The sequence below is a fragment of the Massilia cellulosiltytica genome (assembly GCF_047325105.1).
GTDB classification, from domain to species: Bacteria; Pseudomonadota; Gammaproteobacteria; order Burkholderiales; family Burkholderiaceae_D; genus Telluria; species Telluria orientalis.
This window is the reverse complement of the sequence record NZ_CP168562.1, coordinates 3161400-3186636: the sequence shown is the minus strand read 5'-3', so window position 1 is coordinate 3186636 and position 25237 is coordinate 3161400. Positions and strand designations below refer to the sequence as shown.

The 25237-nt window shown below is 68.6% G+C and carries 22 protein-coding genes; 8 read left to right on the top strand and 14 right to left on the bottom strand.

Annotated features, from left to right (window positions below):
• Window positions 1-125 precede the first annotated feature (125 nt).
• Window positions 126-2882, top strand: coding sequence for an EAL domain-containing protein (locus ACEN9H_RS13945; RefSeq protein ID WP_413675239.1), 2757 nt, complete (start codon window positions 126-128; stop codon window positions 2880-2882).
• Here the strand turns inward: ACEN9H_RS13945 and ACEN9H_RS13940 are convergent.
• Entirely contained in the window at window positions 2879-3877 is a 999-nt protein-coding gene (locus ACEN9H_RS13940; protein ID WP_413675238.1) for a diacylglycerol/lipid kinase family protein, read from the bottom strand. The genes ACEN9H_RS13945 and ACEN9H_RS13940 overlap by 4 nt on opposite strands.
• A gap of 275 nt (window positions 3878-4152) precedes the next feature.
• Between ACEN9H_RS13940 and ACEN9H_RS13935 the strand changes: the two genes are divergently transcribed.
• Complete coding sequence (locus ACEN9H_RS13935; RefSeq protein ID WP_056133157.1) at window positions 4153-4761, top strand: TetR/AcrR family transcriptional regulator; 609 nt, start codon at window positions 4153-4155, stop codon at window positions 4759-4761.
• Here ACEN9H_RS13935 and ACEN9H_RS13930 read toward each other — a convergent pair.
• Entirely contained in the window at window positions 4751-5878 is a 1128-nt protein-coding gene (locus tag ACEN9H_RS13930; RefSeq protein ID WP_056133160.1) for a branched-chain amino acid ABC transporter substrate-binding protein, read from the bottom strand. The genes ACEN9H_RS13935 and ACEN9H_RS13930 overlap by 11 nt on opposite strands.
• A gap of 131 nt (window positions 5879-6009) precedes the next feature.
• Here ACEN9H_RS13930 and ACEN9H_RS13925 point away from each other — a divergent pair, with 131 nt between their 5' ends.
• The 3 genes from ACEN9H_RS13925 (at window position 6010) to ACEN9H_RS13915 (ending at window position 7808) form a co-directional block, all read left to right on the top strand.
• Window positions 6010-6840, top strand: coding sequence for a MaoC family dehydratase (locus ACEN9H_RS13925; protein ID WP_056133163.1), 831 nt, complete (start codon window positions 6010-6012; stop codon window positions 6838-6840).
• A 72-nt stretch (window positions 6841-6912) separates the two neighbouring features.
• A complete protein-coding gene (locus ACEN9H_RS13920; RefSeq protein WP_056133167.1) occupies window positions 6913-7371 on the top strand; it encodes a universal stress protein in 459 nt (152 codons plus the stop codon).
• Between the two features lie 2 nt (window positions 7372-7373).
• On the top strand, window positions 7374-7808 hold the full coding sequence (locus tag ACEN9H_RS13915; protein ID WP_413675237.1) for a universal stress protein: 435 nt from the start codon (window positions 7374-7376) through the stop codon (window positions 7806-7808).
• On the opposite strand, the gene ACEN9H_RS13910 is transcribed toward ACEN9H_RS13915, so the two are convergent.
• The 4 genes from ACEN9H_RS13910 to ACEN9H_RS13895 form a co-directional block, all read right to left on the bottom strand.
• Entirely contained in the window at window positions 7805-8743 is a 939-nt protein-coding gene (locus ACEN9H_RS13910) for a hypothetical protein (protein ID WP_413675236.1), read from the bottom strand. The genes ACEN9H_RS13915 and ACEN9H_RS13910 overlap by 4 nt on opposite strands.
• Window positions 8740-11115, bottom strand: coding sequence for an LTA synthase family protein (locus tag ACEN9H_RS13905; RefSeq protein ID WP_413675235.1), 2376 nt, complete (start codon window positions 11113-11115; stop codon window positions 8740-8742). The genes ACEN9H_RS13910 and ACEN9H_RS13905 overlap by 4 nt, the downstream gene beginning before the upstream one ends.
• Window positions 11109-12374: a YaiO family outer membrane beta-barrel protein gene (locus tag ACEN9H_RS13900; RefSeq protein ID WP_413675234.1), complete on the bottom strand. Its 1266-nt coding sequence runs from the start codon at window positions 12372-12374 to the stop codon at window positions 11109-11111. Before ACEN9H_RS13900 ends, ACEN9H_RS13905 begins: the two co-directional genes overlap by 7 nt.
• Window positions 12375-12500: 126 nt before the next feature.
• Complete coding sequence (locus tag ACEN9H_RS13895) at window positions 12501-13085, bottom strand: NAD(P)H-dependent oxidoreductase (RefSeq protein ID WP_056133591.1); 585 nt, start codon at window positions 13083-13085, stop codon at window positions 12501-12503.
• Window positions 13086-13258: 173 nt separating this feature from the next.
• Between ACEN9H_RS13895 and ACEN9H_RS13890 the strand changes: the two genes are divergently transcribed.
• Window positions 13259-13714 (top strand): hypothetical protein, encoded by a 456-nt coding sequence (locus ACEN9H_RS13890; RefSeq protein ID WP_413675233.1) that lies wholly within the window; start codon window positions 13259-13261, stop codon window positions 13712-13714.
• Here ACEN9H_RS13890 and ACEN9H_RS13885 read toward each other — a convergent pair.
• Window positions 13706-14188 (bottom strand): GNAT family N-acetyltransferase, encoded by a 483-nt coding sequence (locus ACEN9H_RS13885; RefSeq protein ID WP_413675232.1) that lies wholly within the window; start codon window positions 14186-14188, stop codon window positions 13706-13708. The two genes, ACEN9H_RS13890 and ACEN9H_RS13885, sit on opposite strands and share 9 nt — an antisense overlap.
• On the bottom strand, window positions 14188-15054 hold the full coding sequence (gene bla, locus ACEN9H_RS13880) for a class A beta-lactamase (protein WP_413675231.1): 867 nt from the start codon (window positions 15052-15054) through the stop codon (window positions 14188-14190). Before bla ends, ACEN9H_RS13885 begins: the two co-directional genes overlap by 1 nt.
• Before the next feature lie 110 nt (window positions 15055-15164).
• On the opposite strand from bla, the gene ACEN9H_RS13875 reads away from it, so the two are divergent.
• The gene (locus ACEN9H_RS13875) at window positions 15165-17477 is read left to right on the top strand and encodes a GH92 family glycosyl hydrolase (RefSeq protein WP_413675230.1); all 2313 of its coding nucleotides are present in this window, start codon (window positions 15165-15167) and stop codon (window positions 17475-17477) included.
• On the opposite strand, the gene ACEN9H_RS13870 is transcribed toward ACEN9H_RS13875, so the two are convergent.
• The gene (locus ACEN9H_RS13870) at window positions 17474-18340 is read right to left on the bottom strand and encodes a DMT family transporter (protein ID WP_371766321.1); all 867 of its coding nucleotides are present in this window, start codon (window positions 18338-18340) and stop codon (window positions 17474-17476) included. The genes ACEN9H_RS13875 and ACEN9H_RS13870 overlap by 4 nt on opposite strands.
• Window positions 18341-18624: 284 nt before the next feature.
• Here ACEN9H_RS13870 and ACEN9H_RS13865 point away from each other — a divergent pair, with 284 nt between their 5' ends.
• A complete protein-coding gene (locus ACEN9H_RS13865; protein WP_056133195.1) occupies window positions 18625-19092 on the top strand; it encodes an Lrp/AsnC family transcriptional regulator in 468 nt (155 codons plus the stop codon).
• 9 nt (window positions 19093-19101) lie between these two features.
• On the opposite strand, the gene ACEN9H_RS13860 is transcribed toward ACEN9H_RS13865, so the two are convergent.
• From ACEN9H_RS13860 to ACEN9H_RS13840, 5 genes are all read right to left on the bottom strand, one after another.
• A complete protein-coding gene (locus ACEN9H_RS13860) occupies window positions 19102-19830 on the bottom strand; it encodes a DNA-binding protein (RefSeq protein ID WP_413675229.1) in 729 nt (242 codons plus the stop codon).
• Between the two features lie 136 nt (window positions 19831-19966).
• Window positions 19967-21262: a diguanylate cyclase gene (locus ACEN9H_RS13855; RefSeq protein ID WP_413675228.1), complete on the bottom strand. Its 1296-nt coding sequence runs from the start codon at window positions 21260-21262 to the stop codon at window positions 19967-19969.
• A gap of 198 nt (window positions 21263-21460) precedes the next feature.
• Complete coding sequence (sigJ, locus tag ACEN9H_RS13850; protein ID WP_413675227.1) at window positions 21461-22351, bottom strand: RNA polymerase sigma factor SigJ; 891 nt, start codon at window positions 22349-22351, stop codon at window positions 21461-21463.
• Between the two features lie 81 nt (window positions 22352-22432).
• On the bottom strand, window positions 22433-22822 hold the full coding sequence (locus ACEN9H_RS13845) for a hypothetical protein (RefSeq protein ID WP_371770241.1): 390 nt from the start codon (window positions 22820-22822) through the stop codon (window positions 22433-22435).
• 81 nt (window positions 22823-22903) lie between these two features.
• Entirely contained in the window at window positions 22904-25072 is a 2169-nt protein-coding gene (locus ACEN9H_RS13840) for a TonB-dependent receptor plug domain-containing protein (protein WP_413675226.1), read from the bottom strand.
• Window positions 25073-25237: the final 165 nt, after the last annotated feature.

Sequence of the window (25237 nt, the reverse complement as noted above, 5' to 3'; positions counted from 1 at the left end):
GTTGCATGATGTTGTGTTTACGCGTCACTCGGGGAAAGAGTTGCCGCGAGGAATGATACAATCTTCCTTCCGTGCGCCCGCGCCGGCTCCTTCCGCATCATCCCCGGTCTGACTGGAAACACATCATGAACGCGCCGGCCCTGCCCGCCTCCGCCGCCGACTACATCGCGCATATCGATCTTGCCTTCGAACTGATGGTCGTGCTGGACGCGTCCGGCCGCATCGTGCGCGCCAACGCCGCGGCCGGGGACATCCTCGGCTACAGCCCGGTCGAGCTGGCGGGATGTCCCGTGCGCGAACTGCTGCATCCGGACGAGCGGGCGGCCCTGGACACGCTCACGGCCGACCTGCTGGCCGGCCGGCCGTGCCACGAGCGCGAACTGCGCTGGCGCCGCAAGGACGGCGCGACGATCTATCTGTCGCTGTCCGCGCGCTGGTCCGCGCACGCCAGGCTCGTGTACGCGAGCGCGCGCGACGTCACCGCGCACCGCGCGGCGCGCGACGAACTGAGACGCTCGCGCGAGCGCATGAACGACATGCTGGAGAGTATCGGCGACGCGTTCTTCGCCATCGACCGCGACTGGCGCATCACGTACGCCAACCGCAAGGCCGGCGCCTTCATCGGCGTGGACGTGGCGCCGAATGTCGGGCGCCACCTGCTCGAGGTCGCGCCCGCGCTCGAGGGGACGGCCATCGTCGAGCACTACCGCCGCGCGCTCGCCAGCGGCGAATCCGGCTTCTTCGAAGCGTACTGGCAGCCGTCGGCGACGTGGGTCGAGGTACGCTGCTACCCGACGCCCGACGGGCTCTCCGTCTACTTCCATGACGTCACCGCCAAGCGCGTCGCGCTGGACGCCGTCCGCAAGAGCGAGCAGCGCTTCCGCAACCTGTTCCAGGAAGCCGGCGACAGCATCGTGATCGCCGACGCCGACCTGCGCATCATCGCCGCCAACGGCCGCGCGTGCGCCCGCTTCGGCTACACGGAAGACGAATTCATCGGCCTGTCCGTGAGCGACATCGACGGCCACCACGCCTACACGTCCGGCATGCTCGACAGCCTGCGCGCCGGCCAGACGCACCTGCTGCGCATGGCCAAGCGGAGAAAGGACGGCACCAGCTTCCCGGCCGAGGTGCACATCTCGCGCTTCGAGGACGGCGGCCAGGAATACTTCCAGGCCATCATCCGCGACCTGACGGAGCGCGAGGAAGCGGAGCGCCAGCTGCGCGCCAGCGAACGGCGCTTCCGCGAAGTCATCGAGATGACGCCGGCCGGCTATGTGCTGGCCAGCGCGGACGGCCGCGTCCTCGACGTCAACCCGGCGCTGTGCGCACTCTCGGGCCACACGCGCACCGCGCTGCTCGGGCGCACGCTCGACGAGCTGTTCGTCGCCTTCCCCTGGCACGGCCTCGCGGCGCACGACGCCGACGCCCCCGTGCAGGGCGTGGAGGCGGTGCTGCGCCACGCCCAAGGCGGCGCCGTGCACGTACTGTTCAACGGGAGCGTGCGGCGCGACCCGTGCGGCAACGTGGAATCCGTGACCGGCCTGATGAGCGACATCACGGACCGCAAGCAGGCCGAACGCCGCCTGCAGCAACTGGCCACGCACGACACGTTGACGGGCCTGCCCAACCGCGCGCTGCTGCAGGAACGCGTCCAGCGCATGCTCGACGAGTGCCCGCACGGCCGCGCCGTCGCCGTCATGTTCCTCGATCTCGACCGCTTCAAGGAAGTCAACGATTCGTTCGGCCACGAGCTGGGCGACGCGCTGCTGTGCGAAGTCGCGGCGCGGCTGCGCAAGGTGATGCGGCCGGGCGACGTGATCGCCCGCCTCGGCGGCGACGAATTCGTCGTGGCGGCCGAGTGCGCGGGCGCGCAGGATGCCGAAGTGATCGCGGCCAAGCTGCTCGACGCGCTGGCGCTGCCGGTGCTCGTGGGCGGCCAGGAAGTGACGGCCGGCGGGTCGATCGGCATCAGCATGTTCCCGCACGACGCCGGCACCCGCGAGCTGCTGTTCCAGACGGCCGACACGGCGATGTACGGCGCCAAGCGGGCGGGCCGCAACCGCTACCGCTTCTTCGAGCCGGCGATGACGCTCGCGGCCCAGGCGCGCATGGCGCTCGAGATGGCGCTGCGGCCCGCCCTCGCACGCGCCGAGTTCGAGCTGCACTACCAGCCGCGCATCGACCTGCGCACGATGAACGTCGTCGGCATCGAGGCGCTGATCCGCTGGAACAGCGCGGACCTGGGACGCGTCTCGCCGGGCGAATTCATCGCCATCGCCGAGGAGACGGGCCTGATCCTGCCGATCGGCCGCTGGGTGCTGAACGAGGCGTGCCGCCAGACGCGCGGCCTGATCGACCGCCACGGTCGCACCATCCGCGTGTCCGTGAACGTGTCCGCGCGCCAGCTCGCGCAGCCGGGGTTCGTCGACGAAGTCCGCGCCGCGCTGGCGGACACCGGCCTCCCCGCCGACTGCCTCGAAGTGGAACTGACGGAAAGCGCCCTGATCGAAGACATCCCCCGCACGGCCGCCATGCTCGACGAGCTGCGCGCGCTGGGCGTCAAGCTGGCCGTCGACGACTTCGGCACCGGCTATTCCGGCCTTGCGTACCTGCGCCGCTTCCACATCGACGTGCTCAAGCTGGACCGCTCGTTCGTGCTGCAGGCCGACGGCCGCATCAGCGCCTTCGACTTCATCAAGGCGTTCGTCGACATGGCCCATGCGCTGAAATTGTCCGTCGTGGCGGAAGGCGTGGAAACGGCCGAGGTGCTGGACTTCCTGCGCGCGGCCGATTGCGACGAGGTGCAGGGTTACCTGATGGCCCGGCCGATGCCGCTGGAGGCGCTCGAGGCCTGGCTAGTCGCGGCGACCGAGGGCTAGCGCGCGGCGACGGCGGCGCCTGCCGCGGTCTCCTCCTCCGCCTCTTCTGGCGGCACGAGCAGCAGGAGCCGCCCCTCCAGCGCTTCGAAGCGCAGCGGCAACCGCATCCGGCACACTTCCCCATCCGTCGCCGTCTTGAGCTTGCGCCGCGCCGACAGCAGCGGCGCGCGCACCGTCATGCTCCGGAACGCGAACGCCTGGACATCCTCCGCCTCGCCCAGCCGCCCGAGCGCCCCGCGCACGAGCAAACCCAGCATCCGCAAGCGCCCGACGGGCCGCGGCGCGATCGCCACCAGCCGTCCTTCCTCCAGCGCATGGTCGAGCGCGTGCATGCCCACCTGTTCCATCTGCAGGCGGTTGTTGCCGACGAAGACCGTGGGCGTGCGCAGGCGGCGCGTCTGGCCGTCCAGTTCGAGCGTGATGCGCAGGCTGCGGTAGCCCCGCAGCGCCGTCTTGATGGCCGACAGCAGGGCGACGACGCGCGAACGGCCGTACTGGCGCTTGTCGTGCTCGCGCTCTTCCAGCAGGTGCGGATACATGCCGACGCTCGCGTTCACGAGGAAGATGCGCTCGTTCAGCAGGCCGATCTGCACGGGCCGCACGCGTGCTTGCAGCAGCGCGCGCACGGCCTCGGCCAGGTCTTCCGGGATGCCATGCGTGCGGCCGAAATAGTTGAAGGTTCCCTGCGGCAGCACGCCGAACACGCAGCCGTGCGCGACGGCCGCATGCGCGACCGTGTTGAGCGTGCCGTCGCCGCCCGCCGCGACGAGGATGGCGCCGTCGCGCGCCGCCCGCCCGGCCATGACGCGCGCCGCGTCCGCCAGCTTCGCCGCGTCGTGCACGACCTCCAGTTCGCACGACCGTCCCGCCGCACCCAGCACGTCGCGGATCGTCGTGCAACGCAGGTCGGTCTCGGTCCGGCCGGAGCCGGCATTCAGGACAACGTAGAACGGCGCATCGGAGCGCACAGGTTCGGGACGTGATGCGGCGAGCATCGCCGTGGATCTCCATGGTCGGTGGTTGAACGGGCAAGCGCAGGATAGCAGCATTCGTGCGACCGGCCCGCCCGGCTGAACGTGGCGAACGAAATGTAACTTCAGCCCCCGCTCACCAGGATGGTGCATTCCCCGTGGCCCGTGCCAATGTCAACAATTTCGCTACGCGCAGCGCTACCCGCGAAGCGATATACTCGCAAGCACAATCATAATTTCATCCTATCGAATCGCGCCGCCCAGCCAACGCCGCGCGCTTCCTGCACCACACGCACAGCATGAGAATCAGCAAAGAGAAGGCCGCAGACAACCGGGCCGCATTGATCCGCGCGGCGAGCAAACTGTTCCGCGAACGCGGCATCGACGGCGTCGGGGTCGCCGAGATCAGCAAGGAGGCGGGTCTCACCCACGGGGCGCTGTATGCCCATTTCCGGTCGAAGGACGAGCTGGCGCTGGAAGCCCTGTCGTATGGCCTCGATCAGGCCAATTCGCGCATGTATTCGGGCACGGTGGACGGCATGCCCGACCTCGCGCGTTTCCTCGACCGCTACCTGTCGCTGGAGTCGCGCGACGACTTCGGCAACCGCTGCGCGATGGCGGCGTCGGCCAGCGAGATCGGGCGCCAGGACAACGCGCTCAGCGCCCGCTTCGCCGAGGGCTATATGGTGATGGTGCGCGCGTTCGAGCGCCAGATCGCGCAGAACGAACCGGGCAGCGACGCCCTCGCCCGCGCGATGGTCGTCGTGTCCACGATGATCGGCAGTCTCGCGGTGGCGCGCGGCGCCGCCAAGGGCAACCCGGCCGTGTCCGAGCAGGTGCTGCAGGCCACCCGCCGGCTGGTGGACGAGTTGATGCGCGCACCCGCGCGGACTAGCGTTACTTCGTGACGCCGATCGGGGTGCGGTGGCCGCCCTTGAACGTGTACAGGGTCAGCACGCCGTCGCGGATGTCGCCGTGGGCGTCGAACGCGATGGTGCCGGTAACGCCCGGATAGCGGACCTTCGCCAGCTCCGGCAGGTATCTCGCCGGCGCACTCGATCCCGCCTTGTCCATCGCCGCTGCGATCGCCAGCACGGCGTCGTACGAATACGGCGCGATGATCTGCACGTCGATGCCGAAGCGCTTTTTATAGTCGGCGCGGAACTTGTCCATGCCGGCCTTGCCCTTCTCTTCCACGCCGCCCGCTTCCGCGCACACGACCTGGCCATCCGTCATCGTATTGCCCGACAATGGCTGCATGGCGTCCGAGCAGATGCCGTCGCCGCCCATCATCTTCGCGTTGATGCCCAGCTGTTTCATCTGGCGCAGCATCGGGCCCGCCACGGCGTTCATGCCGCCGAAGAACACGAGGTCCGGGTTGCCGGCGCGGATACGCGTCAGGATGGCGGCGAAGTCCGTCGCCTTGTCGTTCGTGAATTCACGCGCGACCGGCTTCACGCCCTGCTGGCGCAGGCTGTTCGTGAATTCCGTGACGAGGCCCTGGCCGTAGGCGGTACGGTCGTCGATGACGGCGATGCGCTTCGCGCCCATCGTCGTGACGGCGTAGCGGCCCAGCGCGCGGCCCAGCTGGATGTCGTTCGCGACGACACGGAACGCCGTGTTGTAGCCCAGCTGCGTGTACTTCGGATTCGTGGCCGACGGCGAGATCTGCGGGATGCCCGCGTCGTTGTAGATCTTCGCGGCCGGGATCGTCGTGCCGGACGTCTCGTGGCCGATCACGGCGTTCACTTTCGCATCCGCCAGCTTCTGTGCCGCGGTGGTCGCCGCCTTCGGGTCGCCCGCATCGTCCTCCGGCACGAGCACCCATTTCACCTTCTTGCCGCCGATCGTGGCGCCGCGCGCGTTCAGCGCGTCGATCGCCATGCGCACGCCGTTTTCGCTGTCCTTGCCGAAATGGGCCACCGGTCCCGTCATCGACGCCACATGGCCGATCTTCACGGTCTCCTGGGCCGTGGCGACACCCGCCGCGGACAGTGCCAACACCAACAACGCTTGCTTCTTCATTCCATCCTCATCTAAAACTGCGATTCTTTATACCAATACGCTAGGGTAGCGCGGATGAGCCGATTTCACAAGTCTTGCAAAGGAACCCAGAATTTCAGGCACAATGGGATTTTGGTTTTCCGAAGTCCACGATGACAGCCGACTCTCCGTCACCGCTTCCCTCACTGGGCGCCGCCACCCTGCTGCGCGCCCTGTTCAAACGCCCGCGCCGCCTGAACGGCGTGCGCACCCCGCGCACCGCATACGTGCTCGACAGCATCGATTCGAACCAGCTGCGGCGCTACCGCCAGGCCCTCGGCTTCCGCGACGACGGCATCCCCGTCACCTATTACTACCTGCTGGCCCAGCGCGCCCACGTGGCGACGATGCTGGACGACGCGTTCCCGTTCCGCCTGCCCGGCACCGTGCACACGGAAAACGCCCTCCGGGCGCTGTCCGAGCCACTACGCGACATGCCGCTCGTGCTGTCGACGACCGTCAACATCCGGCCGCCGGCCGAGAACGGCGCCGTGTATGCAGAGCTGGACACCGTCGCGCGCCAGCAGGGCACCGACATTTTTACGTGCCGCAGCACCTACCTCGTCGTGCGCGGCCAGGCCGGCAGGAAACGCCGCCAGGAAGCGCGCGACCTGCCCGTGCTGACGGGATGGCGCCTGCCCCGCAATACCGGCCGCGCCTACGCCCGCATCTCGGGCGACTGGAACCCGATCCACCTGTGGACGTGGAGCGCGCGCCTGATGGGCATGAAGCGCCCGATCGTCCATGGCATGCACACGCTGGCGCGCGCGTGCGCCGAGCTGGAACAGGCGTGCGGCCGGCGCATCCTCGCGCTGGAAGGCCGCTTCCGGGCGCCGGCCGCGCTCGGCAGCGAACTGGTGCTCGGCGCCGACCTCGCGGCCGGCAGCTTCGCCGTCGGGGGCGGCGGGCGCATCGTGGCGGAAGGAAGTTTCCGGACCATTTGATATAGATCAAAGAAACTGCTTGATAGATTCGCCATCCTGAGATCGTCCCCACCGGACTCTCAGGAGGCAATCATGTATGACCGTATCCTCGTCCCCACGGACGGTTCCGACGTCTCCGCCGCCGCCGAGCAGGCCGCCATCGCCTTCGCGCGCGCCCATGGCAGCGAAGTCGTCGTGCTCGCCGTCGGCCAGCCGCAACCGCCCATCGCGTCGGCGGAAGCCGCGATGGCCATCGACCCCGGCCTCGACGACGCCGTCCTGCTGGCCGCCGCCAGGGAACACGCGCGCAAGGTCGCCAATGCCGCCGAGGCGGCCGGCGTAAAATGCACCTCGCTGGCCGTGCTCGACTACTCGCCGGCCGACGCCATCCTTGCGACGGCCGACAGCCACGCCTGCGACCTGATCTTCATGGGCTCGCACGGCCGGCGCGGGCTGTCGCGGCTGCTGGCCGGCAGCGTGACGCAGAAAGTGCTGGCCGACGCCCACGTGCCCGTGATGGTCATGCGACCCCGCGCTTCCGGGAGGAAGTAACCGTGTACAAGCGCATCCTCGTCCCCGTCGACGGCACCGAACGGGGCGCCGCCGCCCTCGGGTCCGCGCTGGGACTGGCTAAACTGGGCGGCGGCACGATCGTCGGCGTGCACGTGGCGGGCGAGTCGCCGCTGCTCGCGACGGGCGACATCGGCGGCCCGTTCTACGACGCCTGGCGCGCCGAGGCCGACCGCCAGGGCCGCGACGCGCTCGACTATGTCGTGCGGCGCGCCACCGAGGCCGGCGTGCCGTGGGAGACGGTGCTGGCGCCGCCCGGCCCGCCGTGGGAAGGCATCATCGCGACGGTGCGCGCACGCGGCTGCGACGTGATCGTGATGGCCTCGCACGGCCGCCACGGCATGGCCGCGCGGCTGCTGGGCAGCGAGACGCAGCGGGTGCTGATCCACTGCGATATCCCGGTACTGGTGGTGCGCTAGTCGATCCCGAGCCAGCGCCGGTACGCGCCGTAATGGTGGATCGCGAAGCCGCCGAAGGACGGCGCGGCGCCCACGGCGCGCGCCGTTTCCGCCAATTCGCGCTCCATGTCCCCTTCCCGCAGGTGGTGGAACGACACCTTGCGGATGGCGTTCGGCATCGTCTCCACGCCGATGACGACGGGCTTGCCGGTCTTCGCGCCGTAATCGAGTTCGTCGCGCGCATGGCTGACGATGCCGTCGGCGCCCGCCGCATGGTCGCGGTAATCCATCAGCGCGACGGTGTCGTACAGGTCCTGAACGTGCTCGTTCATCGGCTTGCGCTTGCCCTTCCACTCGATCGACATGCCGTCGTACCAGAACGGGATCGCGGGGCCCATCGGCAGGTTCGGCGCCACCGCATTCTTCTGGCGCATCAGTGCGTCCGACATGTCGAGGAATTCGCCCAGCAATTCCATCTTGCGGGTGCTCCACGCATCGAGGATGTGCGGCTCGATGTCGAGGCTGATGCCGTCGAAACGCTCGTCGGGCGCGGCGGCCGCGTTGTAGTCCAGTACCCGCTGCAGCATCGCCTGCGCGGCCCGGCGGTGCCCGGGCAGCAGGTAGCGTTCCGTGTGCAGATAGCCTGACCCCAGCAGCGCCTGCACCTTCAGCCCGGCCGCGTGCATGCGCCGGATGAGCGTCCGGTAGCGCGCGGGCTGCGCGGCGATCAGGTTGCGCCCTTCGTACGCGTCGGCGTACACGTAAGCCGCGGCGATCGCCTTATCCTTCAGGAACGCGATGGCGGTGCGCGCGGCCGCGTCGTCTTCGAGCATGGCGTACGACTCGCCTTCCCAGATCCAGATCGCGCGCGGACCGGGCCCCGTATCGCCCGCCTGCGCGAGCGGCAGCGTCGATAGCGCCAGCAGCAGCGCGGCGGCCCACCGGCGCGCCGTCACAGCGGCATCTCCACGTGGTACTGCCCGATCCCGATCGAGCGCCCCGTTTCCGGGTGCGACGGGATCATCGAGACAAAATACTTGCCGTGCGGGAGACGGCCCAGCTTCGCCCTCAGCGCGACCTTCACGGACGCGCCGGGTGCCAGGGTCTGGATCTCGCCGGCCGTCTCGCCCAGTTCCAGGCCGCCCGCGTCGCTGATGACGAGCAGCGGCACGAACGCGCCCGACGTCGTCGTACCCTGGTTGACGATGGTCGCCTCGACGCTGCCGTCCGCGCCGCGGCGCAGGTCGTTCACGGCGACCTGGTCCGCTTCCGCCGCGAGGTCCACGCTGCGCAGCTTGCGACCGTCCTCGTGCCAGGGCGCCAGCGCGGCCGGCGCGGGTTCGAGCGCGGCGGCGCTGCCGGCCTGGCGGTTCGCGACGAGGAAGGCGTCGAACTGGGCCCGGGCCCGCGCCAGAGCGCCCTCGTCGGCCGCGCGGTCCAGGCGCATGCCGTCGGCGAGCGCGAACAGCCGCCCTTGCGCCAGGTACACGGCACCGGACACGAAGTCGGACAGCTCCGTCTTCGTCTGCTTCAGCGGGATCACGTGCAGGTTGCGGAACGCCGGCTCGGTATCGAGACCCGTACCCAGCCACGTCACCTGCGCCGGCGTGCGCAGGCCGTAGCCGTGGCCGAGGAAGGCGAGCAGCGACGGCGCGATGTCGAATTGCGACGACACGGCCTTGATGGCGCGCGGCGCCTTCAGCAGGGGCGAGAACACGATCAGCGGCACGTGGTAGCGCTCGATGCGCGTGTCCATCGGCAGCTCGGGCAGGCGGTGGTCGCCCGTCACGATGAAGATCGTGTTGTCGTAGCCGGGCAGCTGCGCCGCCTGCTCGAAGTACAGGCGCAGCGCGTCGTCCGCGAACAGGATGCTGGCGAAGACCTCGCGCTGGCCCGTGTACGCGGGGTTAGCCCCTTCCGCGATCCCGAGCGCGGCCAGGCGCTCGCCCACCTTCCGCAGATACTTCGGCTTGTCCGGGAACGTGAACGGATCGTGCGTGCTCGTCGTCTGGATGATGCGCACGGAAGGTTGCCGCGGGTCGTCGCGCTGGCGCGCGATGGCCGTCTCCATCAGCGCGCGGTCGTCGTAGCCCCAGTAGTTGCTGCGCTGGTAAGGCGGCTTGTAGTCGGTCTCGCTGATGAAGTCGGCGACGCCTTCGCGGCGCAGGAACAGGCCCTGGTTGTCGAACTCGAGGTTCGAGCCGCTCGCGTACTCCAGGTGGTAGCCCTGGTCTTTCAGGATCGACAGGAGCGAGGCGTGGCGCGGCATGCGCTCGCCGAGCGCCGACATGCCATTGTCGCCGAACGGCAGCGAACCGAACACGGTCGGCAGCACCCCGAACGTGCGGCCCTGGCCCGCCAGGAAGTTTTCGAAATACAGGCTGCGGCCGGCCAGCTCGTCGAGGAACGGCGTGAAGCTGCCGAAACGGGCGCCGGGTCCGGAAAAGCTGCGGCCGAGGCCTTCGACGATGATGAACACGATGTTCGGCGGCGCGCCCGGCTTCGTGTTGAACAGCGGTCCGAGCGTGTCCGGCGTGCGCTCCGCGTGGGCGAACGGATAGCGCGGATCCTTGCCGGTCCACGGCAGGCCCTTCGCCTGCGCGTGCGTGGCGGTGCCCTGCTCGCCGGCCACGTGGGCCACGCTGCGGTCGATGAAATACGCCATCTTGTTGCGCAGGTAGTCGACGCCCGCCTCCGTGTCGGCGGCGGCCGGCGCGAAGTGGTCGGGCAGCAGCTTGTACGCGCCGATGCTCAGCAGCGCCGCAACGAGCGCCGCACGCGCGCGCGCGCGCGGCCACCACGGCCGGAAGCTCGCGACGAGGATGCCGACCAATGCGGCCAGGGCGAGCACGTACGCGACCAGCAGGCCGATGCCGGGCTGCGCGCGGCCGCCGACCGTCGTCGCGATCTCCGCGCGCGAGTAGCCGAACAGGTCGGCGCCGAGCGGCACGCCGGCCGTCCAGTGGTATTGCAGCAGGCCCGCCTGCGCCGCCAGCAGCGCGCTCCACAGCACGCCGAGCGCCATGACGCGCCAGCGCCGGCGCGGCAGAAATGCCAGCGGCACGGCGCCCAGCAGGAAGACAAAAGCATAACGGGCCAGCGCCAACAGGTCGTTTGCCAGCGCGGGGCCGAACAGCACGGACACCTTGATGCCGCCGGCACCCGCGTGGATCGTCTCCGCGATCCGCAGCACGAGCCAGCCGGCCAGCAGTGCCGGCAGGGTTTCCAGCGCCGTCGCCAGCGCACCCTTCACGCGGGCGAGCAGCTTGCCGGCGAAGCGCGGCGGCGGGTCGTCGTGCCGGCGGGCGGGTGGTGTCGCGCTTACCATCGGCGGTACAGGGAGAACGTGACGCCGCGCTGGTTGTCGGCGCCGCGCGCGCGCGAGAAGGAAGCGCCCACGCGCGTGCCCCACTGCGGCGTCCAGTAGCGCACCCAGGTCGCGCTGCCGCCGCCGGAGCGGCTCTGGCCGCCCACGAGGCTCAGGGGATCGTCGCTGCGGCCGCTGTTGACGGTCGCCTCGGCATATGTATCGGCATCGCCCGCGTAATACCAGCGCGCCAGCAGGCGTTCGCCGGTCCCGTGCGAGCCCGCCGAGACGATGTTCTGGTGGCGCAGCTGGACGTACCAGTCGCCCGTGTATTTGGCGATGCTGACGCCGTAGATGTTGACGCGCGCCGCGAAACCGAGCACGTCGTCGCTGACCGATGCCTCCCAGCCGTGGCCGAGCGACTGATACAGCTCCGCGCGTCCCGAGTTCGCGGGGAACAGGCGCGCCGCGGCGCCGCGCTGGTAGCGCAGGTTGGCGTACGCGCCGGACCACAGGTTCGCGTAGCCGTCCAGCGCCCACGCGTAGTCGTGCAGGCCGAAGCGGTGCGCGCGCAGCGTCTCGACACCGAGCGAGCCGGCTTTCGTGTAATGGCGGATGCTGGCCACCTGGTCGTTCCAGCGCGGGCCCGCGCCGACGTCCGTCCAGCTCGACGACAGGCTCGCCGCCCACGTATAGCCGGCCGCGATCGTGGCGTCGGGATTGCCGGCGCGCGGCTGCAGCGCGGCCGCCAGCGCGTCGAACGCAGCGCCGCCGCCGCCCAGCGCTTTGGCCTTATCGAGGTCCATGCGGGCCTCGGTATTGCGGCCCAGCGCGCGCAGGACGCGGCCGCGCGCGACGTACGCGGCCGCATCCTGCGGCTGCAATGCGATCAGGCGGGTGTACGCATCGACCGCCTGCTCCGGCTGGTCGCTCCAGGCGTAGGTGTTGCCGAGCGCGGACCAAACGTCCGCATACGTCGGCGACGCCGTGGCGGCGGCGCGCAGGTCGCGCTCGGCCTCCTGCCACCGTCCGAGGCGGGCATACACGATGCCGCGGCCGAGCAGCACGTCGACGTTGCCCGGTGAGCGCGCGAGCAGCGCGTCGTAGGCGGCCAGCGCCAGTTCGGGCTGGCCGTCGTTGGCGAGGGCGCGCGCCCGGGCGTAGGCGTCATCGAAGGTGGGGGTCGCGGCCGGCCGGGCCGGGGCGGAAACGGATGAAGGCGATGGAGGCGATGGAGGCAGCTGGGTGGCGACGGGCATCTGGGCAAGAAAAAGTGGCAAAAGTGAGCGGCAATGTTAAATGCTGCCCTGCCACAACTTTGCCGTCTCCAGAGGGGAGCGTCAAGGAGAGCACGCCCGAGGCCTCCCGGATGTCGCACAAAACACGCAAATCGCTTGCTACCCTGATCAGGCCGCTGAGCCGCCCAGCCGGCGCAGGTGGTCGCGCCAGATGTCGATGCGCTCGGCCGACAGCGAATGGGCGCGCCCGACCAGCGTCGCGCGCACGGGCCGGATACCGGCCCGGCCGAGGATTTGCCGGCGCATCATCTTGATGCCGTAGCCGCCGTAGCCCCACCGGTAGACGGCCGCCGGCATGCCCATGCTGACGACGAGCCGCGCGCTGCGTCCGCCCAGCAGGCCGGCGCCGAACGGCCGGTGCGGGTCGTCCATGAAGACGCCGGGCCGCGTGACGTGTTCCAGGAAGCCGCGCATCAGCGCCGGCATGTCGCCCATCCACAGCGGGTACACGAACACGAGGTGGTCCGCGTGCTGGATCGCCTCCTGCACGGCCGCCAGCTGCGGCGGCGCCGAGCCGTGCCACCACTCGGACGGGCTGGTCAGCAGGGGGAAGTTCATCCGCGCCGGCTCGACGACCTCGACTTCATGCCCCGCATCGCGCGCGCCGTCCACGTACGCCTCGGCCAGCGCATGGCACAGGTGCGGGCGGTGGCAATCGGGATGGCCCTGGATCAATAGAATGCGTGCCCCCATCAGCAACCGCCATGCTCTCGTTCGACTTGTACAGCGTTCATTTTTCGCCTTCGATCTGTATTCCCTCAATCAGGCTAACCGAACACAACATTGCTACGTTGCGAGATATCAATCCACAGGGATTTTTTCGTGCTATCGGAAGTCTAAGAAAATTCTTACTCCAAGGAGAGAAGATGCCCACCTCCCGTGCTAGTCCAAGCCGTCCACGCGCCATCTGCGCCGCGCTGCGGCATGGCCGCAAGATGCTGTGCCGGCGCATCGGCGCCATCGTGTCCGGCCCCGACGACTTGGTCGCACACGGTTTCGCGACGCTCGTCGCGGCCGTCGAGGCGGCCTTCCGGCACGAAGAGCTGATCATGGAGACCCTGGGCTACACGCACCTGCACGAACACCGCGAGGAAAACGCCGTCGTGCTGTCCGCGCTGCACCACGTGCTACCGGAGGTCGAGCGGGGCGACCACATGCTGGGCCGCCAGGTGCTGTCCGCGCTGGTGGCCGTGCTGGACCTGCACCGCCTGTCCGGCGAGCTGGCGCTCACGGTGGCGGCCCGTCCGGCCGAGGTGCGGGCCCGCGGACACGCGGCGCGCGCCACGCTGCACGTGGCCGCGCGCCGCCCGTCCTCACGCTGACAGCCGCCTCGCCATATACAGCGCGCCGGCCGGATACGTGGCCAGCGCGACGCCGTCGCCGCCCGCGGCCGCATAGCCGAGGCTTTCCCAGAACCGCCGCGAGTCCTGCACGGACACGAGCGCGGAATGGCGCAGGCCGCCGGCGCGCGCGAGCAGCGTGTCCACCAATCGGCGCGCGACGCCCTGCCCGGCCGCCCGCGGCGCCACCGCGAGGTCGTGCAGGTACAGCGTATCCGGCGTGTCCGGGAGCGTGAAATGGCCGCCGAGCGGCGTCACCTTGCCGAGCCGCGACGGATACGCGAACAGGTAGGCGCAGATACCGTCGGCGTCGCGCGCGACCAGCACCGTGTCGGGGCTCGCGCACAGGCGCGCCCGCACGACGTCCGCCGCTTCCTGCATGGCCGGCGGATAGCATGCGGCCTGCACCGCCAGCACGGCGTCCAGGTCCGCCTCCGCCATCGGTGCCATGCGCATCAGGCGGCCCCCAGCGCCCGGGCGACGATCGCCGCGGCGTCGGCGACGACCTTGCTGTCGCTTTTCGAACCCGTGTAGTAGACGGCCACGATCACGGGCTGGCCCTGCGGCGGGAACACGAGGCCGACGTCATTGGTCGTGCCGTGGGCGCCCGTGCCCGTCTTGTCGGCCACGCGGCAATCGGCCGGGAAGCCGGCCTGGATGCGCTCCTTGCCCGTCGTGTTGGCGAGCATCCAGTCGAGCAGGCGGCGCCTTGCGTCCGGTGCGAGCGCTTCCTCGAGCAGCAGCGCTTCCAGGCTCCGCGCCATCGCGCGCGGCGACGTCGTGTCGCGCGGGTCGCCGGGGATCGCGGCGTTCAGTTCGGTCTCGCGGCGGTCGAGGCGGAACGCCGTGTCGCCGATGCGGCGCGCGAACGCGGTGACGGCCGCCGGGCCGCCGATCCGGTCGAGCAGCAGGTTGCATGCGCTGTTGTCGCTCACCTGCAGCGCGGCGGCGCACAGGTCCGCGATCGTCATGCCGTCGTCGACGTGTTGTTCCGTCACGGGGGACCACGACACCAGGTCCGCCTTCCTGTAGCGCACGCGCTCGTCGAGGAGCCCCGGCGTGCGCGCCGCCAGCGTCAGCACGGTCCCGACGACCATCACCTTGGCCGTGCTGCAGAACGGGAAGCGCTCATCGCCGCGCCACGCGATGACGTCGGCCCCGCCGCGGCGCCAGGCGGCGACGCCGAGGCGGCCGCCGGCGCGGCGTTCGAGGCCGGCCAGCGCCTGCGTGGCGTCGGCGGCGGCGTGGACGGCGCCGGGCAGCCCGATCGCGGGCAGGATCAGCGCGGCGCGCAGGACGGTGCGGCGTGTCGTGTCGGTCATGCGATCTCCTGATGGTGGACGGGGCGTCATTATGCCGCAAACGTTCCGGTTGCCGCTTTGGAAAGTTTCGCGATATGGTTCAGGTTTGCAGGCACACGACTGGAGACGACATGCACAAGGCCATCCTGCCCCTCGCCATCGCGACACTCTGCGCGGGTGCGCCCGCCCACGCGGCCAACCGCACGGACAACGTCGACGTCTTCATCGGCACCGGCGGCGACGGCCACACGTTCCCCGGCGCGACCCGCCCGTTCGGCATGGTGCAGCTCAGTCCCGACACGCAGGTGCGCCACTTCCGCCAGAGCTATCCGTGGGCCGCCGGCTACCGCTACGAGGACGATTCCATCCTCGGCTTCTCGCACACGCATTTTTCCGGCGCCGGCCACTCGGACCTGGGCGACGTGCTGCTGATGCCGACCGGCGGCGAGGTGAAACTGGAACCGGGCTATCCCGAGCGCCCGTTCAGCGGCTACCGCTCGCGCTTTTCGCACAAGGACGAGCGCGCGGAGCCGGGCTATTACGCGGTGAAACTGCTGGACAACGACGTCGACGTGGAGCTGACGGCGAGCGAGCGCGTGGGCCTGCACCGCTACCGTTTCAAGCCGGGCGCCCAGGCCAATGTGATCCTCGACCTGCGGTCCAGCATCTACGACTGGTCCGGCAAGAACCTCTGGTCGCGGCTGCGCCTGCGCGGCGACGACACGGTCACGGGCATGCGCGAGACGCGCGGCTGGGCGCCGGGCCGCCAGCTGTATTTCGCGATCCGCTTCTCGCGGCCGATCGTGACGCACCAGCTGATGAACCGCGAGGAAGGTGTCGACTACAAGGGCTTCGCGGCGCCCGGCAAGACGCCCGCCGACAAGACCCTCGTCGAAGGCAAGGCGCTGGAAGGCACGTTCGGCTTCGGCACGCCCGCGGACGGCACGGTGCTCGTGAAGGTCGCGGTGTCGGGCGTCAGCGAGGACGGCGCGCTCGCCAACCTCGCGGAGATGCCGGGCTGGGACTTCGATGCCGAGCGCCGGCGCGCGCACGACGCGTGGGAAGACGCCCTGGGCGCCGTCGACATCGACGCGCCGCAGCCGATGAAGCGAATGGCCTACACGAGCCTCTACCACGCGCTGCTGGCGCCGAGCCTGTTCATGGACACGGACGGCAAATACCGCGGACCGGACAACCAGGTGCATGAGGCGCAGGGCTTCCGCTTCCACTCCACGTTCTCCCTGTGGGACACGTACCGCGCCCTGCACCCGCTGCTGACGCTGATCCAGCCGGAGAAGCGCAACGTCGACTTCGTGCGTTCGCTGGTCGAATCGCAGAAAGCGAGCCCGTACGGCATCCTGCCCGTGTGGCAGTTCGCCGGCCTGGAGACCTGGTGCATGATCGGCTACCACGCGGTGCCCGTGATCGCCGACGCGTACATGAAGGGCCTGAAGGGTTTCGATGCCGACGAGGCCCTGCGCGCGATGACGGCCAGCGCGGAGTATGGCCCGTACGGCGGCCTGCAGTACTACATGAAGCTGGGCTATGTGCCGATCGACCTCGAGCCGGAAGCGGCGTCGAAGACGGTCGAATATGCGTTCGACGACTGGACCATCGCGCGCATGGCCGACAGGATGGGACGGCGCGACGTGGCCGACCGTTACTACAAGCGGGCGCAGAACTGGCGCAACGTGTTCGATCCGAAGACGGGGTTCGTGCGCGCGAAGACATCGGATGGAAAGTATCGCGAGCCGTTCGACCCGGTGCGCTCGAACTTCGGCAGCGATTACACGGAAGGCAGCGCGTGGCAATATTCCTGGTATATGCCGCACGATAACGCGGGCCTCGTGAAGCTGCTCGGCGGCGACGCCGGGCTGATCGGCAAGATCGACCAGGTGTTCGACGCGAAGATTGACCCGGCCGTGTACGCGCACATGGAAGACATCTCCGGCCTGATCGGCCACTACGCCCACGGCAACGAGCCGTCGCACCACGTGGCGTACCTGTACAACTACGCGGGCGCGCCATGGAAGACGCAGGCGCGCCTCGCGCAGATCGTGAAGAGCCAGTACAAGGACACGCCGGACGGCCTCGCGGGCAATGACGACCTGGGCCAGATGTCGGCCTGGTTCGCGTTCACGGCGCTGGGCTTCTATCCCGTCGCGCCGGGTAGCAACGAGTACGTGATCGGGCGGCCGTTCGTCGAGCGCGCGGCGCTGAACCTGCCGAACGGGAAGCGCTTCACCATCCGCACCGAGGGTTTGTCGGACGCGAACCCGTACGTGGGCAGCGTGACGTTGAACGGCAAGCCGCTCGCGCGCAGCGTGCTGCGCCACGAGGAGATCGTGGCGGGCGGGGAACTCGTGTTCCGGATGCAGGCCACGCCGAACCGGGACTGGGGCAAGGCGCCGGCCGCGCGCCCTTACACGCAGACGGCGTATTAGCGGCGGCGCATGCTGGCGACGGCCACGCCGGCCAGGATGACGGCGAAACCGGCCGCGTGGTACAGGTGCGGCGGCTCTTTCAGCAGCGGCCACGCCGCGATAGTCGCGAACAGCGGGATCAGGTACACGGTCAGGCTTGCACGGGCCGGGCCGGCCGCGGCCACGAGGCGGTCGAAGAAGAAGTATGCGCCGAGGCTCGGCACGACGGCGAGGAACGCGAGCGCCGCGTACAGGCGGCCGTCGGCGAAGTCGGCGACGGTGCCGCTGGCCGCTTCGAACGCGGCGAACGGCGCCAGCACGAGCGCGCCGCCGCCGATCAACGCGGCCAGCTTCACCGTGGACGGCAGCGGCGGCAGCGGCAGGCGCTTGTTGAAGACGGTGTAGAACGACCAGCCGCACGCGGCCAGCACGACCCACAGGTCGCCGCGGCCGAATTCCAGCTGGCCCAGCGCCGTCACGTCGCCCTTGGCCAGCACGACCAGCACGCCGAGAATCGCCAGGAACATGCCGCCGGCCTGGCGGCGCGACAGGGGCGCCTTCCACACGAGCGTTTCGATCAGGGTCACGAGCGCCGGGCAGGCGGCGAAGATGATGCCGACGTTGGCCGCGCTCGTATGGCGCGCGCCGACGTATTGCGGTGCGACGGAGAGGCCCATGCCGAGGCCGGCCAGCAGCAGGATGCGCTGCCAGTTGGCGCGCAGCAGGCCGCGCAGCGCCCACAGGCGCGGTCCGCACGACGGCAGCAGGATCAGGAACGCCAGCATCCAGCGCCCGAAGGCGAGGAAGACGGGCGGGATCCCCGCGCCCTGCGCCCAGCGGGCGACGACGAGGTTCGCTGCGAACAGCGCGGGGGTGATCAGCATGAGCGGCAGTTCGGCTGCGAAGGGATCACTCCGGTAGCCGGCGCCCGCCCGTGATACTGCATTCGACACGAGGGCTCCTGGACGAAAAGCGGCGGACGCGGACATTGCCGGGTAAGCGATGTTGCGCCGCAATAAAGGATAGCGCCATGGTAAGGGAGCACGCGCAGAATGTGCTTCTATTCAATAGCGATAACACGGCCATTTCCGCAAGGGTCTTCTGCAGAAATACGAAATAGAAGATAAAATCTTCGGCGTTATCTAGAATCTACGAAGGAAGCACTGCGATGAAAGACGGCCAGCTGGACGAGATCGACCGCCAGATCCTGCGCACGCTCAGCCGCGACGGACGCATCAGCAACCAGAAACTGGCCGAAACGGTGCACCTGTCGCCGACGCCTTGCTGGCACCGCGTCAAGGCGCTGGAAGAATCGGGTTTTATTACGGGCTACGTCGCAATGCTGGACCAGCGGGCGCTGGGCATGCCGGACACGGTGATCATCGAGGTGACGGTGGACCGCCACGACGACGAGATCTTCAAGGCGTTCCAGGACGCCCTGGCCGAGTTGCCGGAGGTGATGGAGGCGTATCTGCTGTCGGGGGAGTACGACTACCTGATCAAGGTCGCCGTGGCGGGGACGGAAGGCTACGAGAAATTCCTGCGGCAGAAGCTGTACAAGCTGCCGGGGGTGACGCGGACGCGGTCGACGTTTACCTTGCGCTGCCTGAAACGCACCCCGTCCGTGTCACCTTGAGACCAGGCGTTACTTCTTCGATTTCAACTCGGTCAGTTCGGCCCGCAGCTTGCTGCGCTCCGCGGTCGACTTGTCGAGCTTCGCACGCAGGTCGTCCAGCTCGGCCGCCAGGCTGTCGCGCGCGGTCGTCGCGCCCACGAGTTCCATCTCGGCGCGCAGGCGCGCGTCCGATTCGGCGGCCATGTCGGCTACCTTGCGCTCCAGTTCCTGGCGTAGCTGCGTCAGTTGCTGTTCCTTGCCGTCGATCGCGAGCTGGTCCTTCGCCTTGCTGACGAGGGCATCCATCGCGACCTGGCGCGCATTCTTGAGTTCCGCGTTCAGGCGTTCGATGGTTTCGTCGCGCTCGGCGATGGCTTCCTCGGACGCCGCCGTGGCGCTCGCCATTTCCTCGCGCAACGCATCGCGTTCGCTTTCCAGCGCTTCGCCGGCCGAACGCAAGGCTTCGATGTCCGCCTCGTTGCGTTCCAGCGCTTCGCGGTCGCCGGCGCCGGCCTGCTCCGCGAACTTCAGGGCCCAGTCCGCCAGACCGGCCAGCAATTCCTGCGGCAGCTCGGCCGTCGGGGGCGCCTTCGGCTTGACGTTCGCCGCACGCCATGCGGCCAGGTGCTTGAAGATGGCGTTCGGCGAACCCTCGCCGAGGAAGTCCTGCACCGCTTCGATGGTTACCGCTTCGCCATCCTCCTGCAAACTCTCGGCTGCGCGCGCAACGTCGTCGAATGTGACTTCTTGGCCTGCCATAAGGTCTTGACTCCTGCTTCGTTGAATTTCGGGAGTGCGTATGATACTTCCCGTAGAGAAATTCGGCAGCAATCAGCGCAAGAGTGTTGCGCGCCGGACGCGTTGGCCGGCAAACCATTTCACAGTTGGTAAGAAATCAGCCTGTTTGCGCGACGGGCGCGGCCATCGGGCGGATCTGGTTGCGCCCGCCCTGCTTCGCTTCGTACAGCATCGCGTCGGCGCGCAGGAACAATTCGTTCTCGCTGCGTCCGTCCGGATAGGCGGCCAGGCCGCCGCTGAACGAGAAGTGGCGCACGTCGCCCGGCTTGACCTCGAACGCGATGGCGCCGAATGCCTGGCGCAGCGCGTCGAGCCGGTGCCAGCCCTGCTCCAGCGGGCAATCCCAGAACACGACGACGAATTCCTCGCCGCCGAACCGGCTCAGCAGGTCGCCCTCTTCCATGCGCGCCGCCAGTGTCAAGGACAAACGCTTGATGACGATGTCGCCAAAATAATGGCCCCAGGTATCGTTGATGGTCTTGAACTTGTCGATGTCGATGATGCCGAAGCACAGCGGCCGGTTTTCCAGCGCGGCGCGGCAGATCAGCGCCTGCGCCTTTTGCTGCAGGCCGATCTTGTTGAGCAGGCCCGTCGCGCGGTCCTTGCCGATCAGGTCGCGGTTGATGCGGATCTTGGCGGCCCGGTTGAGCAACTGCCGCGCGAGCAGCTCGGGATCGTCCATCGCGAGCAGCGCATCGAAGCCGCTGTCCAGCGCGCGCCGCGCCAGCGCCGGGTCGGCGCGGCGTTGCAGCAAGGTGATCTCGCGCACGGGATCGGCTTCGATATTGCGCTTGAGCACGCGCACGACGGCTTCCGTCCGCTCGTATTCCGCGTCCGTGATCAGTACGATATCCGGCTGCAAGTCCTTGACACGCAGGTGCAGCGTTTGCGGATCGGTGTGGTAGACGATGTCCAGCCGCTGTGCGCGCAGCGCCGCCTCGTCCCAGCCCGGCGGTGCGCCCAGCATGGCCACGCGCACGACGTCGCCGCGTTTCTGCTGCACGAACAGGTTGAACAGCTTGTCGACGAGGACGTCGTTCGCGATCGGTTTTTCGGCGTAGGCGAGGCAGTTGCTGTCGACGAGGCGTTGCTGCAGCAGGAACCGGCTGCCCTGGCGCACGCTTTGCAGGTAGACGTAGCGGTGGTCCGCGGGCAGCCGCTGCAGCAATTCGCCCAGCAGCAGCGTCTTGCGCGCATCGCGCAGGTCGGACTGCATGTTGTGCAGCGCGTCGAGGTCGACCACGTACAGGCTGTCGGCCGCATCGCGTTCGACCGCCGTCACGAATTCGCTCAGCTCATGGAAGAAGCGGATGTCGAAGTCGTACTTATGCGCGTGCAACTGCAACTCGGCCTGGTTGTCCTTGATGAAGAAGCTGTGCGACAAGAACAACACATGATTCTTGTACAACGAAGTATGCCCTGCCATCTGGTTACGCGCCTTCGAAGAGTTGACCATGGTAGCGTTGCGCCGACCGCCAGCATACCTCCGTTTGCGCCATGCATAAGTAAGAAACCGGGTTTTTTTTGACTATCTGCGCTTCCTCTGACTGTTATCAGGAAAGTATGTTGCGCGCTGACAAAAAGATACCGATCAGGCACGCAGGCCGGCCAGTCCGCCCAGCTTGTCCGGGTTGCGTACGACATAGATGGCGGCGATACGGCCGTCCTCGATGTGGATCGAGGTGATCGCATCCGGCATGCCGTTGCGCCAGGTCAGCACGCCCGGCGCCCCGTTGACGGTGATGATGTCGTGGCGCGTGTCGGCGTTCGACCACTTGCGTTCGATGACCGCGACGAGGCGGCCCACGCGGTCGGCGCCGACCACCTGCCTGACGGTCGTCTTGACCTTGCCGCCGCCGTCGCCCGTGAACGTGGCGTCCGCTGCCAGCAGCGCCTGCACCTGGGCCGGGTCGGCCGAACGGGCCGCCTGCACGAAGCGCCCCAGCAATTCCAGGTGCAGCTCGCGGTTGACGGCGAACCGGGGCCGTTCCGCCCGCACCCGTTCGCGTGCCCGCTGCAGCACCTTGCGGCAGGCTGCTTCCGTCTTGCCGACCATCGCCGCGACCTCGGCGTAATCGAAATCGAACACCTGGTGCAGCAGGAACACGGCGCGCTCTTCCGGCGCCAGCCGTTCGAGCATCAGCAGGAAGGCCGTCGAGAGGTCGCCCGCCGCTTCCAGGGCGCTTTCCGGCGACGCCGCCGTGTCTTCCACCAGCGGTTCGGGCAGCCACGGGCCGACGTAACGTTCGCGCTCCGTCAGCGCGCCGCGCAGCCGGTCGATCGAGAGCCGGGTGACGACGGTGACGAGCCACGCTTCCGGCGTGCGCGCTTCCAGGCTGCCGCCGTTCTGCCAGCGCAGCCAGGCTTCCTGGACGATGTCCTCGGCGTCGGCGCGCACGCCCAGCATACGGTAGGCGATCCCGAACAGGCGGGGGCGGAGGCGGACGAAATCGTCCAGCGGCGTGGCGGTCTGGGTATCCATATCCATTAGACGGATGAGGCACGCGTGTTGTGACCGCCGATTGTACGCGCCGTCAGCGCTGCGGCATAACCCCCCGATCTGTCAGGGTGGCGTCCCGCACTCGGCATCCAGCCGGGTGCGGGCATGCGACTTTCCCGGCCGCACCCGCATCGGTGCGCGCGGCGCGTCCAGCCGCACCGGCGTGAGTTTGCCGGCATACGGCGGCATGTCGGGATCGATCTCGACCGTGCCGCCGTCCGGTGGCGCACCGGCAAGGAAGGCGCCGATGGCGATGCGGACGATCATCCGGTTGCCTGGCTCCGCCTTCATGCTGAGCCGCTTTTCTATCTTGTTAATGTAGAGGAACGTACACGACGCCCCGGCGGGCGTGGTGATGTCGACTTTCTTCGGCAGGGAAAACCCGTAACGGCCCGTCGCCCACAGCTTGACGACACAGGTTCCGTGCTCCAATGACGAAAAAGTAAAGTTCATGCGGCAATGCTAACCGCCGTAACTCGTCTGTACGTTTGGAATTTGTACCAAACCGTAACGGGTGGAATATTCGTTTCCTCGTCACATCTTCAGCTCGAGATTGACCCCCACGCGCGTGGCGCCCTGCTGCCAGCTGGCCTGGCGCGACAGCCCGCCCGCGTCCTCGTAGACGCTTTCCGACTCGCCGTCCATGCCCAGGATATTGTTGAGCGTGAAGCGCAGCTGCAGGTGCGGATCGAGCTTCCACGCGGCATACGCGTCGACGTCGCGCCGCGTGTGCGCGTGGCGGATCTGCGCGTCCGACACGCGCACCCAGCCGCCCTGCTGGTACGCCATGCTGGCGCCGAAGGTGAGGCGATCGCGGCGGTAGTCGAGGCCGACGTTGGCCGACATCGGCGTCTGCCCGTCGAGGCGGTTGTCGGGGCCGGGCACGGTCGATACCTCCGACCAGTTGCGCGTGACGCTCGCGCGCATGTCGAAGCCGGCCGCGGCCTGGTTCAGCACGCGCAGCGGCAACTTGACCTCGGCCTCCAGCGAATGCACGCGCGCGTCGCCGTCGTTCAGCGGGCGATAGATCCAGCGGCCGTCCGGATCGAGGTCCAGGCGCGTGCGGATATAGTCGCTGATCAGGCGCTGCGTGCCCCTCAAGGACACCATCGCTCCGTCCGTCCAGTACTGCTCGAACGCGACGTCGACGCCGTTCGCCAGCTCCGGCTTCAGGCCCGGATTGCCGCTGGAATCGGGCGCGAAGCGCGTGTTCAGCGCGGACAGGTAGCGCCGCGCCGTCAGCTGGTCGACGGTGGGCGCCTTGTACGTGCGGGTGAGCGCGAGGCGCAGCTGGCGGCCGCTCTTGTCGGGGAATTTGTACAAGGTCTGCGCGACGGGGCTCAGCACGTGGCTGCGCGACGTCGTCTCCGCCACGCCGGTCCCGGCGCTCTCCGTCTCCACGCCCTCCCAGCGGCCGCCCAGGTACATCGACCACTGCTGCGTGATGTTCCACTCGTCCTGCACATAGCCGGCCAGGCGCGTGACCTGCGGCTGGTAGGCCTCGACCACGTGCGTGGCGGGCGCGCCGTCCTGCTGGTCGATGCGGTCGCGCGAGTCCTCGTTGCGCTGGCGGCTTGCATCGATGCCCGTCACGAGCGCATGGCCGTCGAACAGCGAGCGCGCGAACTTGCCGCGGAACGACATGCGGCGCGGACGATACACGGTGTCCCAGTCGCGCAGCAGGTGGTGCGCGCGGCCCGCCGAATAATAATCGGTGTCGTTGTCGTTCTCGTCGCGGCTGCGCTCCCCCGCCAGGCTCACGTCAAGCTTGCCGCCGGCCACCTTCGCGACCCAGCCGATCTCGCCCCGCATCATCCACTGGTCGCCCGACGTGCGGCCCGGCATGTCGATCCAGTCCGGATTGCCGAACGACCCGGCAAGATTCTCGTTGTGCGAGAAGCCGGACCACGCATGGCTGCTCGCCTGCAGGCCGGCCGACACGTTCAGTTCGTTGTCCGCGTCGATCTTCCAGTTCAGGCGCGGGAACAGGACGCCGCCGCGGTAGGCGCCGCCGCCGTCGTAGCGGGTCAGGCGCGACTGCGCCAGCGTGCCGTCCGGCAGCGACAACTGGTCCGCGCCGCGCGAATGAAACTCGTTGTGGCCGCCGAACAGCGAGCCGTTGACGAAGTACGACAGGGTGCCGACCTTGTCGCCCCACGTGCCGCCCATCGTGCCGCTGCGCTGCAACGGCGAACGCGTCGCGTTCAGGCGCAGGTCGCGCTGCGGCTTGCTGACGACCTTGCGCAGCACGATGTTGATGGTGCCCGCGATAGCCTGCATCGAATACTCGGCGCTGGCGGCGCGGATCACTTCGATGCGCTCGATCTGGTCCGGCGTCAGGGCGTCCAGCGAAAAGCCGGGCGGCGGGCGGTCGCCGTTGACGAGAATCTGCGTGTAGCCGGCGCCCAGGCCCCGCATCTTGATCGATTTATCCGTCACGGTGACGCCCGGTGCGCGCTTCAACACGTCGAAGATGTTGTCGTCGCCGTATTTGCGGATCTCCTCGGCCGACAGCACGGTCTTGCTGGCCGTGTCGTCGCGGCGCGGGTCGTAGGTGCTGGCCGAGCCCTTCACTTCCACCTTTTGCACCGGCTTGTCCTGGGCCTTGCCCTTGTCGTCCGGCTGGTTGGATTGTGCGAACGCGGCGGCGGGACAGGACAGCGCGGCGGCGATGGCGAGGCAAAGAGGTGTGGGCGACATCATGAATGGGCAGAGGATTGCGTCAATACGCGCGGGCGTGGCAGCGTTCGGATCGAATAGTTCGAGAGACTAACGAATTATGCTATCCGGAATTGCGGCGTTTGTCACTTTTGCATCGCACCATCGATACTCGCGAAAATGACCCGGACGCCCTCTTCCTGAAACGCT